Origin of the sequence: Aminobacter sp. DSM 101952 (assembly GCF_001424795.1) — a bacterium.
Lineage (GTDB): Bacteria > Pseudomonadota > Alphaproteobacteria > Rhizobiales > Rhizobiaceae > Aminobacter > Aminobacter aganoensis.
Genome location: NZ_LMCL01000012.1, coordinates 135,840 through 148,396 on the forward strand (window position 1 = coordinate 135,840; position 12,557 = coordinate 148,396).

The following is a 12,557-nucleotide window of genomic DNA, read 5'->3' on the forward strand; positions in this document are numbered from 1 at the left end:
TTTTTGCCATTGGGTCAACCAGCACTCAGTCGTGAAAAAGATCGGAATGGGAGCCCGTCCGCACCAAATGCAATTCGTCGCCGACAATCCGGTAGAGCAAGAGCCAATCTGGTTCGATATGAGCGGCTGAAGGGGCAAGACGAAATCAGGCCGGGCCACTTGCACGCCGCAGCGACTCCGCTCATGTGACCAGCCGGAACACCCCTGACGGCGGGAATTGCAGAATGAACATGGACATTCACGAGATCGACGGCGCCTGCCATTGCGGCACGGTCCGCCTGCGCGTCAGGCTGTCGGACGGCCTGCGCAGCGCGCGGCGCTGCACCTGTTCCTACTGCCGGATGAAGGGCGCGGTCGCCTTGTCGGCCGACCTTGGCGGCGTCGATGTCGTGGCCGGCGCGGACAGCCTCACCACCTACCAGTTCAACACCATGGCCGCGAAGCACTATTTCTGCTCGAAATGCGGCATCTACACCCATCACCAGCGTCGCTCGGACCCCAACCAGTATGGCGTCAATGCCTCGGTTCTGGAGGGTATCAGCCCGTTCGACTTCACCGAAATCCCGGTCATGGACGGCATCAACCATCCGTCCGACCGCAAGGACGGCTCGTCGGGCTCGGGCATCGCCGGCACGCTGAAATTCATCGCCGCGGAATAGACGCCGAGGCCGACGCAATCAGCGCCGGCATCCAGGCGCATCCTGAGCCTCAGTGTTGTTTGCTTGCCTTGGCCATCCAGGCACGTGCAAGAAGGCTGATGGGGCCTGCTTCGCCCAGGCGTTCGGCGAGGCGCGTCTTCAGCCTCGCCCTGTGATCCTCGGCCAGGCTCATGCAGTAACCTGGCGCCGGCCCTGCCCCCAGCGTGAACGGCTGCCAGAACGCCTCGAAATCCTCGAACCGGGTTTCGATCTCGACCGGGGCGATGACGACATCGCGCAGGCCGGCCTCATGGCACAGCGCCAGCAGCCCTTCCCGCGTGCAGAACGGAAACCGCCTGTCTTCGCCCAGTTCCGCTGCGGCCGGATCGATTTCGATGGCAGCCAGCCAGAACTGGCGGATGAAGCCGATGCCTCCGCCGGGATAGTCCCAGACATAGAACGACAGCAGGCCATCCGGCTTCATCACCCGTTGCATCTCGGCCAGCGCCGCCGGCCTGTCGGGTACGAAGTTGAGCACCAGCCCCGACGTGACGACGTCGAAGCTTGCCGGTTCCGCCGGCAGGTTCAGCGCATCCGCCACCTCGAACCGGGCGCGCTTGTCGCCGGTCGCTGCGCGGGCGTGCGCGACGAAATCGGCCGACGGGTCGATCGACAATAGCGAGCGTGGCACGGCACCCGCCAGTATGGCGGCCGTCAGCGCCCCGGTGCCACAGCCGATCTCCAGCCATGCCGCCTGATCGGGCGGCGACAGCCAGGCGACGAATTTCGCCGCCACCAGCCGGCTCCACCGGCCCATATAGTGTTCGTAGCTGTCGCCGGCGCTCCAGGCGTCGAATGCAGCGGAACCGATCATCTCGCACCTCGACGTTTCAGGCGAAGTTGCCCGCGGGCAACCATGCGCCCGGGTGGCTTGCGCGGCAAATCAAAACACCTGCCAGTTCAGCCGTCCTGGGCAAGATCCGGGCATGAAAAAAGCCCGCTTAAAGCGGGCTTTTTTAACGTTATCCCACGCCGATGGCGCAGCAGGCGAAGGAGCCTATTCCTCGTCTTCGTCGGGGGTCTTCGACTTGAGCGCTGACAGCTTGGCGAACACCGCGTTGGCGTCGAGTTCCTTGTCCTCGTCCTGGGGCGAGGCCTGCTCCGGCGTCAGGCGCTCGGTCAGCGAGGCCGGCAGCAGCGTATCGCCGGTCGGCGCCGGGGCTTCGCGGCCGCGCGAGGCGCGCTGCACTTCGATATCGAGGTCGATCTGCGAGCACAGGCCGAGCGCCACCGGATCGAGCGGCGTAAGGGTCGCCATGTTCCAGTGCTTGCGCTCGCGGATCTGCTCGATCGTCGCCTTGGTCGTGCCGACCAGGCGCGAGATCTGCGCGTCCTTCAGCTCGGGATGGTTCTTGACCAGCCAGTAGATGGCGTTCGGGCGATCCTGGCGCTTCGACAGCGGCGTGTAGCGCGGGCCCTTGCGCTTGCTCTCGGGCACGCGGACCTTGGGGTCCGACAGCTTGAGGCGGTGGTTGATGTCGGCCTCGCCCTTGGCGATCTCGGCGCGCGTCAGCTGGCCGGTCATGATCGGGTCCATGCCCTTGATGCCCTGGGCCGATTCGCCGTCGGCGATCGCCTTCACCTCGAGCGGGTGCAGCGAGCAGAACTGCGCGATCTGGTCGAACGAAAGTGCCGTGTTGTCGACCAGCCAGACGGCGGTCGCCTTGGGCATAAGCAGCGTATTGGCCATGCGATATATCCTCTTCGCTCGCCCGCGTCCCTCACGCGGGCGGTGGTTCAGACCACCAGAAAATGGGAAATTCGGCCCGTATATAGACGTATTCGCGCCCCACCGCAACGATTTTGGAACCGCCCGCCATCACGCCTTCCCGCCCGCGCAGGCATGGGAAAAAGCCCCGCCTCCTGTCTCGGGAAGCGGGGCTTCGTCATGCCGGCACTGGTGCCGGATAAGCTTACTTCAGCTGGTCGGCGACGGATTCGATCGCCTTGACGGCGCAGGCCTCGTCGAAATTGCCGCCCGGCGCGCCGCCGACGCCGATGGCGCCGATCACCGCATCGCCGGCCTTGATCGGCATGCCGCCGGCCAGCACCAGGAAGCCCTTGATGTCGACCAGCCCGGCAGCGCCCGGGTTCTTGGCGACGTTCTCGGCCATCTTGCCGGTCGGGGTGCGCGACGAGGCCGAGGTGAAGGCCTTGTCTTCGGCGGCGGCAACGGTGTGCGTGCCGGCATTGTCGGCGCGGACCAGGGCGCGCAGCACGCCGGCGCGGTCGACCACGGCGGCGGTGACGTTGTATTTTTCAGCGGCGCAGGCGGCGACGGCGGCCTGGGCGATCTCGACGGCGAGGCCCGACGAGATGTTCTTCTCGGTCAGCACCTGGGCGGAAGCCGCACCGGTGACGACGAAGAGGGCGGAAGCTGCGAGGAGGATGCTCTTGATCATGACTGGGTTCCTGTCCTGATGATGTCTCGGGAAAAAGCGTTTCGCTTGTCCGGGACCAGAACTACCCGCATCGCCGCCGCGGCAGAATCCGCGATGCCACCACCCGCCCTAGGTAGGATTACCTATCCAGCAAACGGGAAGGCCCCAGGAGGCAGCCGCCTTTTCAGCCAGCTCATGTCTCAGGAAATCAGCGCCAGCCGCACCTGCTCGGCCACCGAGCTGGTGCCCAGCTTCTCCGCGATCTTGGCCCGGTGCGCGTCGATGGTCCGGACCGACACCTCCAGCGCCGCCGCCACCTCCTTGCTCGCCCAGCCCCGCGCCACCATGTCGAGCACCTCGCGCTCGCGCTCGGTCAGCCTGGCCAGCAGCGCCCGCGCCTCGCGCTTTTCAAGCCGCGCGTCGAGGCTGGCAAAACCCTGCTGCAGCGCCTCGACCAGCACCTCGCCATCCACCGGCTTGGTCAGGAAATCCTGGATGCCGGACTTGAAGGCGCGCCGGCAGGCGGCGACGTCGCCATGCCCGGTGATCATGATCGTCGGCCAGTCGATGCCGCGCTCGGCGAGCTTCTGGTGGAGCTGCTGCCCCGACACCTCGGGCATGCGCAAGTCGACCACCAGCACGCCCGGCCGGTCCTCCTGCACATGCGCCAAGAACGTCTGCGGGTCGCCAAAGGTCTCCGCCGCGATGCCATAGGTCGAGAGCAGGAAGGCCAGCGCCTCGCGCACCGCCTCGTCGTCGTCGACAAGATAGACCTTGTGCATGCTACCTCTCCCCGGCCTGCGGCCCGCTGGCCAGCGGGCCCCCCGCCAGCGGCAAAGTCACGACGAACCGCGCCCCGCCGCCGCCGGCGTTCCCGGCCTCGATGCGCCCGTCGACCCGCTCCACCAGCGTCTGGCACAAGGACAGCCCCAGCCCCATGCCGTCGGCCTTGGTGGTGAAGAACGGCGTGAACAGCTTCGGCAGCACCTCCGCCGAAATGCCCGGGCCGTTGTCCGCGACCACGATCTTCGCCTCCGACCCCGCCGCCTTCGTCGCGATCGAAATCCGTGCGCCCGCAACCCTCGCCGCCTCCAGTGCATCGGCCGCGTTGCGGATCAGATTGTGCAGCACCTGCTCCATCTCGATGGCGTCGACCACCGCCTCCGGCGCCGGCTCGGCCAGGTCGAGCACCAGCGCGATGCCGCGCCGTTCGAGATCGGTGCGGGTCAGCGCCACCACCTCGGCGACGATGGCGTTCAGCTCCTGCCGCGCCCGTTCGGGCGCCTTGTTGGAGGCATAGTCGCGCATCCGCTTCAGCATCTCGCCGGCGCGCTTGGCCTCGCGCACATTGACATCGAGCGCCTGCGAAATCAGCGCGAGATCCGGTCTGTCGGCGCCGGCCAGACGAAGTGCCGCCTGGCTGCGGCTGAGCAGCGCCGTCAGCGGCTGCGTCAACTCATGGGCGATGCCCGACGCCAGCTCCCCCATGGCGTTGACGCGCGAGGCATGCGCCAAAAGCGTCTCCCGCTCCTGCAAAAGCGCCCGCGCCTCCGCGGCCCGCGTGGCAATCAGCGAGCGCTTCACCGCAGCTCGCTGCGACAGCCCGAAGCTCAGCGCCGCAGCCAGCAATCCCGCCACCACGGCAAAGCCCAGCAGCCGCCCCGGCGGCACCAGGACCGCCAAGGGCAACGACCGGTCCAGCGAAAGCAGCAGGCGCTGGCCCTCGCCGTCGATCACCTTCTCGAAATGCGGCGGCGTGAGCCACGAAACCCCCGACGCAAACGCCGCATCCGCGGGCAGGTGCACCAGGTCGGCGCCGTCGAGGCTGAGCCTGAGATGCGCAAAACCCGGCCGCTCCTCCGGCTCCACCAGCCTCGCCGCATCGATCATCAGCACCACGCCGAGGTCGGAAGGCTCGGGCGCCCGCTTGGCCAGCAGATAGCGCCCCTCGCCCGCGGCATAGACGCTCGGCCTGCCGCGCACCTGCGCCGCCATCTCCGGCGCCAGCGGCAACAGATCGACCCCGCCGCCCGAAGGCACCGCCACCACCTCGCGCACCCCGCCGCCCGTCTGTCCCGTGACCGCGCCGGCTCCACCGGCATCGAGCGAAACCAGCGCCAGCCAGGCGATGCGTGGATAAAAGCGCGCGATGCTCTCCATCACCTGCCGCACGGCGCCGTCCGACGCCGGCTCGGCCCCGCTCGACAGCGCGATCAGCGTGGTGAGATGCGCATCGTGCTGCGCCACGCGCTGCGAGATCAGCCGGTGCAACGTCCGCCCGGTCACCTCCAGCTCGTCCGCCATCCGCGTCCGCGACGTCTCCACCGACACGGCCACGAACGCCACGAGCGCGGCGAGCCAGAGTGCGAGGCCGATGAGGCGGGGTTTGGCGAGAGGTGAGGTCACGTGGGGTCAGTTATGTCGCAGAACTCGGCGCCACCATAGTCGAGGACCCGTTGGAAGGAAACGGAGCGCCTGAGCCGCCCGGCTCAAAGCTGCCAGGCCGACGAACTCGACAAGCAGGTTTGCCACTGTGCCACTAGAGATGAAAATCACCGGACGATTCCGGTTGGTAGACCACCCTTTCGATCAGGATGCGTCGCGTACGGTCCGTGACCCTCCAGTCGATGGCATCGCCTTCCTGATAGCCCAGGATCGCGGCGCCGACGTCGGAGAGGACCGACAGTTTTCCGGAGCGTTCGTCGGCGTCCTGCGGATAGACAAGAGCCACTTCCTTCTGTTCATCGTCGAGTTGCAGCACGACCCTGGAGTTCATCGTCACGACGTCGCGCGCGACATGCTGGGGATCGACGACGATGGCTCTCTCGATCTCGTGTTCAAGCTCGACGATTGCCGCCCCTTGCTCGAATTCGATCAGGCCCTGGAGCCGTGCCTTGTCGATCTCCGTGACGTAGATGTCGGCAGATTTTGCCATGGCGCCTTCGCGCAGCAGCTGGAGATACCGGCCAGAGGTCATGGACAGGGAATTGAGCGTTGGCGTTTCGAGCTTGAGAAGAAAGCCGCAGCGTTCAAAACCCTTCAGCGAGCGCGTATTGTCCGGGTGAATCTTGGCGACGACGCTCCCGGCGCGCATCTCGAGGAAGGCGAGCTTCAAGCCTTCGCGGATGGTGCTGGCGCCAAGTCCGCGCCCCCAATTGTCATGGTCTCCGACGACCAGGACGATTTCACACTCGGCGCCTGTCTTGACCAGGCGGACGAAGCCGACCGGGACATCGTTTCGGTCGTAGGCCATGAAGAAGCGGCCGCCCTGATTGAACAGATGTGTCAGGATCGGCATCTGAGTTCGGTCGACGGCCTGTGCGATGAAACGGGACACGCTGCGGGAATCGCTCAGGTAGCGCGTGACGCGTTCGTCTTCCAACCAGTCCATCAGGATAAGTGCGTGTGTCCGGGTGATTTCCGGACGCAACGAAACAAAAGGCTTGTTCATCTTCGCCACCTTGGCCGCAAGAATGAAAGCCTGTCACGGTCGCTGCCGTGCTGGTTCTTTCGGATCAACGTTGAAAACTACGATCTAGCAAAGATCCAGCGGTAAAGGCCAGCGGGTACATCGGTTTCTCCAAGCCGCCGGATTCAAGGTACTGGGTGCTAACTATCCGCGACGAGAAACCGCTGTCGAAACGATACATTTGATATCGTTAGGCGAGCCGATAATTTTACCTATTGCCTTGACTAGCAGCTCGAACTCCGCCTCCGTCAGACTCTTGATTTCAGGCTCTAGCTGAGTTTCTAGCCAAAGCCGTATCTGCGGCTTGAGGTCGACGTTTCCATCGCGAGTTGCCCTTACGTGCATGATCTTAGCGACAATCTTACCTGTTATTGCTCGCACTCGTCGTGACACATCATCGGGATAATTCTGCAGCTGGACGCATTCTCCTACAGCTTCTTCGACGTCATTCGAGAACCCCCCAGCGTCACTCTTCGCGAGCTGTACGAAACGCTCATTGGCCTCAGCTTGGTACGATACCGATGTCACAGTGTGCACCCAGCCCCCCGCTATTGCTGCCAGAATCCCAACACTAATCAATATGTGCTTCATCGACCACTCAATATCATCTCCGTGGACTACATAGTGGATAGACAATTATAAAAGATCGTAAACCTATTTTCCTAAAGACGATCTATTCTCAAGACTGCACTCTACGATTGCAATTCCATTGCTCATCATTATTATCAGCACCTAACCTGACTTGAAACGGAACTGGGGCTTGCACGAGTAAGCACGCGCACCCGAAGGAGATCAGCCGCCGCCTTTCCAGCGGAAAAGGTGGTTTCTAGAACGCTTCTTCGTGCAGATCTGGCCAAGTCAGGACCAAATCGTAGTCGCCGCCTCGAAACATCGTTATGATGTCCCTTCGAGCGTATGGAGTCGGCGACGATGCCGCAACTGCGAAGCCCGCCTAACTGCCCAGTTTGTGACTGAATTGCGACGGTGTGAGCAGACTGGCAGCCTTTGAAGTATTGCAATGTCGGACTGAACGAGCGCATGGGGGCGCGAAGCGGCCATTCACGGTCCTCAACTGTCACGTCTGCTTTTGCGCGAAGGCAAAGCTTGCCTGAACGTCCTGTTTGGAGGCGCCTACCGGCCGTTCAATGCCTTAGGTATGTATCGAACCAGTGCTTTCGTTCGTGAAGTGAACCCTCCCCCTGGCATGTCGCAGCTCGAACGCTTTCCGCCAGGCAATGCATGATCCCGGGGATAGCTTTTCCCCGTACCGTCACCCATTCGGGGCGCCCCAAGCCGATAACCCCTTGAAATCCCTACTCTCAGCCCGCCCACGGCATCCCTGGGTACGTGGATAGAAAAATTTTCTTTTCCACCCCCCTTCCGACCTCGCGGATAATCCCCCCATCGCCCTCAGGGAACCCGGGTCATGAACCGGATGCCTGGGGAGGGCGACGGCGTCCGGGCTGGCAGGGGAGACGGTGCCCCTGCTGGGTGATGAGCCCCCAAGCCCGGGCCTCTGCGGCGGCTGACGGTGAAAGCCGAGGCGTCTGAGCGGGGCAAGAGCGCTGGCGGACGCATGGCTGCGCGTCACGCAGTCCTATCGCAGAAGACGCAAGGCCATGCGTCCGGTTCCCAACCTCGCTTCATTGCGCGGGATATGTCCGCACGCCCGCATTCCCCCAACCACCCTGCCCGCGCCGAAAAAAGCCCGCGCGGCCAACCGGAGACATCGCCATGTCGAGGAAACGCAAGCAAGAGATCGAACTCATCGACCCGCCGCTGCCGGGCTACGGCCACTTTCCCTTCCTGATGCACAACACACTGGTGCTCGCCGTCAGCATCGCCGCCACCATGGAGGGCGCGCACCACAAATGCACGCGCCGCGAATGCCGCAATTTCGGCCGCTGCCGCGCCTCGCCGACCGACCTGCGCCGCGCCGCCTTCTGCCCGGTCCCGCTCAGCCGCGAGGCCGACCGCCGCATCGAAGGCATGTTCCTGTTCCTCCTGCGCCTCGCCCATGGCTGGCGGTGAGGAAGCCGAGAGACGCATGGCGAACGCGCCTCAGTAGCCCTCATGGTGAGCCTGTCGAACCACGAGGGCGCCTGGCAGCTTGTCCTGTCCCAAAACCCCATGGTTCGACAGGCTCACCATGAGGTTTTGGGAGCCCCCGTCACCCCACGTCCAGCACGATCTTGCCGATGTGCTCACCCTCTTCCATGCGCTCATGCGCGCGCCAGGCTTCCCTGAGCGGGAAGATCATGTCCATCACCGGCGCCACCCGGCGGGTGGCGAGCAGCGGCCACACCTGGGCTTCGAGTGCTGCGGCGATCCCCGCCTTGAACTCGGTGGTGCGCGGCCTGAGCGTCGAGCCGGTATGGGTCAGGCGCTTGACCATCAGCTTCGAGAAATCGGCGCTCGCCACAGCACCCCCTTGCGTCGCGATCTGCACGATGCGGCCGTCGACCGCCGCAGCCTGGTAGTTGCGGCCGACATAGTCGCCGCCGACCATGTCGAGGATGACGTTGGCGCCCTTGCCGTCGGTGGCGTCCTTCACCGCCGCAACGAAGTCTTCGTCCTTGTAGTTGATAGCCAGGTCGGCCCCGAGCTTGAGGCAGGCGGCGCACTTGTCCTCGGAACCTGCGGTGGCGATGACATAGGCGCCGAAGGCCGAGGCGAGTTGGATCGCGGTGGTGCCGATGCCCGACGAGCCGCCATGGACCAGCAGCGTCTCGCCGGCCTTGAGCGCGCCGCGCTCGAACACGTTGTGCCAGACGGTGAAGAAGGTTTCGGGCACCGCCGCAGCCTCGGTGAAGGTGAAGCCCGCGGGCACGGGCAGTGCATTGGATTCATGCACCCTGACATACTCGGCATAGCCGCCGCCCGGCGTCAGCGCGCAGACCGCGTCGCCGATGCGGAAGCGCGCAGCACCCTCGCCGCGTGCCGCCACCTCGCCCGACACCTCGAGCCCGGGCAGGTCGGATGCCCCGGGCGGCGCGGGGTAGGCGCCCTTGCGCTGCTGGACGTCGGGCCGGTTGACGCCCGCCGCATGCACCCGGATCAGGATCTCGCCGGCGCCCGGCTCGGGCAGATCGCGCTTTTCCGCCTTGAGCACGCGCGGTCCTCCCGGCTGGCTGATCGCCACCGCGAGCATCTTGGCAGGAAGCTTGGCAACATGGGCCATGTCTTTCGGTCTCCGCTGGTCCGGTGCGCCCGGACTTTACATGTCGTTGACCGCACTATGTATTCTGATTGGCAAATCAGGCAAACGCCTGTCTACGATGGAGGAGAGCGAGATGGCGCTGTTCGACGACGAGCCGAAGAAGAAAAAAGCCGTCCACGAGATCGGCCAGGACCTGTCGCTGCTGTCGGTCGGCGAGCTCGACGAGCGCATCCTGGCCCTGCGCGCCGAGATAAGCCGGCTCGAGGCCGAGCTGACGGTCAAGGGTTCGACGAAATCGGCCGCCGAGGCGCTGTTCAGGCGCGGCTGACATCTGGCCGTCGCCGAAAAGCCCCAAAGGGGCGGTCATCACGACTTGGCGCTCTCTTTGATTCTGGTGGGACAGTTCGATGCTCGCAACCTACAGGCCGATCCTCTCGCTGCTTCGCGGCACCGCCTTCCTGCTCGCCGCGTCGGGCCTGCACGGCCTCTTGCTTCCGCTGCGCGGCCAGGAAGAAGGCTTTTCCACCACAGCACTTGGCCTGATGGGCACCGCCTGGGCCGGCGGCTTCGTCGCCGGCTGCTATTTTGCCCCGCGCGTCGTCCGCCGCGCCGGCCATGTCCGCGCCTTCGGCACCTTTGCCGCCTCCGCCGCCATCATCGCCCTGCTCACCGGGCTGATCGTCGACGAATATGTCTGGATCCTGCTGCGCGCCTTCACCGGCTTCGCCATGGCCGGCGCCTTTATGGTCATCGAGAGCTGGCTCAACGAGCGCGCCACCAACGAGAACCGCGGCACCGTCTTCGGCCTCTACATGATGGTCACCTACGCCTCGATCATGGCCGGCCAGATGATGGTCGCCGGCGGCGACGTCACCAGCGCCTCGCTGTTCATGGTCACCGGCATCCTGTTTTGCCTGTCGCTGATCCCGACCGCGGTCTCGAGCGCCGCGCATCCCAAGCCGCTGCAGGACGTGTCGCTCGACATCAAGGGGCTCTACGCCAATTCGCCGGTCGCCTCGGTCGCCTGCTTCCTGATCGGCGTCGCCAATGGCGACTGGGGCACGCTGGGCGCGGTCTACGGCGCGCGCGTCGGCATCTCGACGCCCGAAATCGCGCTGATGATGAGCCTGGTGGTGATCGCCGGCGCGGCGCTTCAGATCCCGATCGGCAAGATCTCCGACCGCACCGACCGCCGCTACGTGCTGATCGGCGCCTCGCTCGCCTCGGCAGTGGCGGCGCTGCTGATCTTCCTGGTGGCGCCGCGTTCCGGGCCGTTCGTCATCGCCATGACCGCCTGCTACGGCGCATTCGCCTACACGCTCTATTCGCTGGCGGTAGCCCACGCCAACGACCACGCCAAGCCCGAGGATTTCGTCAAGGTTTCCGGCGGCCTGCTGCTGCTCTACGGCTTCGGCACCATGGTCGGGCCGATGCTCGGCGCCGGCCTGATGGATGTGATGCGGCCCGAGGCGCTGTTCCTCGCCACCGCTGCGGCGCATTTCGCCCTGGCCGGCTACACCGCACTGCGCATCAAGCGCCGCGCGCCGGTTCCGATCGAGGATCGCGAAGCCTTCAAGACCCAGCCGGCCGACCGCTCCGCGACACCCGAATCGCTGCGGCTCGACCCGCGCCAGAAGGCCGAACCGGAAACCCAGGACGTGCCCTGACGGCCCGGCCTGGAACGCCGCGGGCAACACGCCCGCATCCGCGACCAACAGTTGAGATTCCTGCAATGTTGCGGCACAAAGAAGCCATGACAGCTGACGACTCCTTCCTGGCGATATCGGACGCCAACCGGCGCCATCTGCTGGAGGAATTGCGTCGCGGCCCCAAGACGGTGGGCGAACTCGCCGCCGGCCTGCCGGTCTCGCGGCCGGCCGTGTCGCAGCACCTCAAGGTGCTGCTTGATGCCGGGCTGGTCAGCGCCCGCGCCGAAGGCACGCGCCGTGTCTACGCGGTCAGTGCTGCCGGTTTCAGGAAGCTCAATATCTGGCTTGACCAGTTCTGGGACGCTTGAAGCGGAACGCCAAGCCTGGCACCGGTTCACGTTCCGGGGCGGACCTGATCGCTGCCGACGCTGAATCGACGCAGGATGCGACCGATCAATCGCCCTGTCCCGGCGGCGATGTTGATTCGCCGCCGGCTGTCTGGCCCGTGCCGAAAAAGTGGGCCATGCGTTGAGATCGCGATCGTGGGCTAGTGCTGGGTCGGGTCCACTCTCAGCTTTTCAATCTCGTCCTTGAGAGCCAGCTTGCGACGCTTCAGCGCTACGATTTGCAGGTCGTCCATGGATGGATGGTTCATTGCTTCGTCGAGCTGACGCTCGACGTCGCCATGTTTGCGCTGAAGTTCTTCAAGATGGGAAGCAAGAGACATGATTGGTTCTCCCTTTCATGGTTTTCCTCGATGCACCGCACAAGCGTGCCCACCGCAGACGGCGCTCTGTGACGGAACCATGACACTCTGCCACCCCCGATCTGCGATGTCGAATAAAGTGTGGTAGCATTTCCCGGCCGCGTGAAATGTGATAAGGGCATCGCGCCGGTGACAAGGAGTCGCCGACCCCGCCTTAGGAGCGCCCCGGGTGCGCCAGTGAGTTTGCAGACGGTAGACATGTCGGAACAGGAACAAGCCGAGGTTCGTCTCGAGTTTGCACGCTTGAAGCAGGACCATGCCGATTTTGACGCGGCAATCAACGCGATGATCGCGATGGGCTGCGATCCGTTGCAGATCCAGCGTATGAAGAAGAAGAAGCTGGTCCTCAAGGACAAGATCGCCCAGATAGAAGACCGGATCATCCCGGATATCATTGCCTGAAACTCCGGGCTGTGGCTGCCGGCGTTTGGTTG

At 64.7% G+C, this 12,557-nt stretch carries 15 protein-coding genes and 1 pseudogene; 6 read left to right on the top strand and 10 right to left on the bottom strand.

All coding sequences use genetic code 11. The features are described from left to right. Positions 1–25: 25 nt before the first annotated feature. Positions 26–121: pseudogene (locus ASC75_RS25410) on the bottom strand (type II toxin-antitoxin system mRNA interferase toxin, RelE/StbE family); the annotation flags it as partial. Between the two features lie 103 nt (positions 122–224). Here ASC75_RS25410 and ASC75_RS10735 point away from each other — a divergent pair. Next, positions 225–659 (top strand): GFA family protein, encoded by a 435-nt coding sequence (locus ASC75_RS10735; RefSeq protein ID WP_055974348.1) that lies wholly within the window; start codon positions 225–227, stop codon positions 657–659. Positions 660–708: 49 nt separating this feature from the next. Here the strand turns inward: ASC75_RS10735 and ASC75_RS10740 are convergent, their stop codons facing one another. From ASC75_RS10740 to ASC75_RS10770, 7 genes are all read right to left on the bottom strand, one after another. After that, positions 709–1,512 (bottom strand): class I SAM-dependent methyltransferase, encoded by an 804-nt coding sequence (locus ASC75_RS10740; RefSeq protein WP_055974351.1) that lies wholly within the window; start codon positions 1,510–1,512, stop codon positions 709–711. A gap of 183 nt (positions 1,513–1,695) precedes the next feature. Beyond that, a complete protein-coding gene (locus tag ASC75_RS10745) occupies positions 1,696–2,388 on the bottom strand; it encodes a DUF1013 domain-containing protein (RefSeq protein ID WP_055974354.1) in 693 nt (230 codons plus the stop codon). A 223-nt stretch (positions 2,389–2,611) separates the two neighbouring features. Beyond that, positions 2,612–3,100 (bottom strand): heme-binding protein, encoded by a 489-nt coding sequence (locus ASC75_RS10750; RefSeq protein ID WP_055974357.1) that lies wholly within the window; start codon positions 3,098–3,100, stop codon positions 2,612–2,614. A 179-nt stretch (positions 3,101–3,279) separates the two neighbouring features. Next, positions 3,280–3,861 (bottom strand): response regulator, encoded by a 582-nt coding sequence (locus ASC75_RS10755; RefSeq protein ID WP_055974361.1) that lies wholly within the window; start codon positions 3,859–3,861, stop codon positions 3,280–3,282. A 1-nt stretch (position 3,862) separates the two neighbouring features. Then, positions 3,863–5,485 carry an ATP-binding protein gene (locus tag ASC75_RS10760; protein WP_055974364.1) on the bottom strand — a complete coding sequence of 541 codons (1,623 nt, stop codon included), beginning with the start codon at positions 5,483–5,485 and terminating at the stop codon, positions 3,863–3,865. 133 nt (positions 5,486–5,618) lie between these two features. After that, positions 5,619–6,530, bottom strand: a complete 912-nt coding sequence (locus tag ASC75_RS10765; RefSeq protein ID WP_055974366.1) for a bifunctional GNAT family N-acetyltransferase/nucleoside diphosphate kinase regulator — start codon at positions 6,528–6,530, stop codon at positions 5,619–5,621. A 162-nt stretch (positions 6,531–6,692) separates the two neighbouring features. After that, entirely contained in the window at positions 6,693–7,139 is a 447-nt protein-coding gene (locus ASC75_RS10770; RefSeq protein WP_055974370.1) for a hypothetical protein, read from the bottom strand. Positions 7,140–8,282: 1,143 nt separating this feature from the next. On the opposite strand from ASC75_RS10770, the gene ASC75_RS10775 reads away from it, so the two are divergent. Then, positions 8,283–8,579 (top strand): hypothetical protein, encoded by a 297-nt coding sequence (locus tag ASC75_RS10775; protein WP_055974374.1) that lies wholly within the window; start codon positions 8,283–8,285, stop codon positions 8,577–8,579. 139 nt (positions 8,580–8,718) lie between these two features. Here ASC75_RS10775 and ASC75_RS10780 read toward each other — a convergent pair whose 3' ends face one another. Beyond that, positions 8,719–9,729, bottom strand: a complete 1,011-nt coding sequence (locus tag ASC75_RS10780; RefSeq protein WP_055974377.1) for an NAD(P)H-quinone oxidoreductase — start codon at positions 9,727–9,729, stop codon at positions 8,719–8,721. Positions 9,730–9,841: 112 nt separating this feature from the next. Between ASC75_RS10780 and ASC75_RS10785 the strand changes: the two genes are divergently transcribed. The 3 genes from ASC75_RS10785 to ASC75_RS10795 all read left to right on the top strand — a co-directional run bounded on the left by ASC75_RS10785 (position 9,842) and on the right by ASC75_RS10795 (position 11,725). Beyond that, entirely contained in the window at positions 9,842–10,036 is a 195-nt protein-coding gene (locus tag ASC75_RS10785; protein WP_055975394.1) for a DUF1192 domain-containing protein, read from the top strand. Between the two features lie 79 nt (positions 10,037–10,115). Continuing rightward, positions 10,116–11,375: an MFS transporter gene (locus ASC75_RS10790; RefSeq protein WP_055974381.1), complete on the top strand. Its 1,260-nt coding sequence runs from the start codon at positions 10,116–10,118 to the stop codon at positions 11,373–11,375. Between the two features lie 86 nt (positions 11,376–11,461). Beyond that, positions 11,462–11,725 (top strand): metalloregulator ArsR/SmtB family transcription factor, encoded by a 264-nt coding sequence (locus ASC75_RS10795; RefSeq protein ID WP_055975399.1) that lies wholly within the window; start codon positions 11,462–11,464, stop codon positions 11,723–11,725. Between the two features lie 179 nt (positions 11,726–11,904). Here the strand turns inward: ASC75_RS10795 and ASC75_RS10800 are convergent, their stop codons facing one another. Beyond that, the gene (locus ASC75_RS10800; RefSeq protein ID WP_055974385.1) at positions 11,905–12,084 is read right to left on the bottom strand and encodes a YdcH family protein; all 180 of its coding nucleotides are present in this window, start codon (positions 12,082–12,084) and stop codon (positions 11,905–11,907) included. Positions 12,085–12,321: 237 nt separating this feature from the next. Between ASC75_RS10800 and ASC75_RS10805 the strand changes: the two genes are divergently transcribed. Beyond that, a complete protein-coding gene (locus ASC75_RS10805; RefSeq protein WP_055974388.1) occupies positions 12,322–12,525 on the top strand; it encodes a DUF465 domain-containing protein in 204 nt (67 codons plus the stop codon). Positions 12,526–12,557 lie beyond the last annotated feature (32 nt).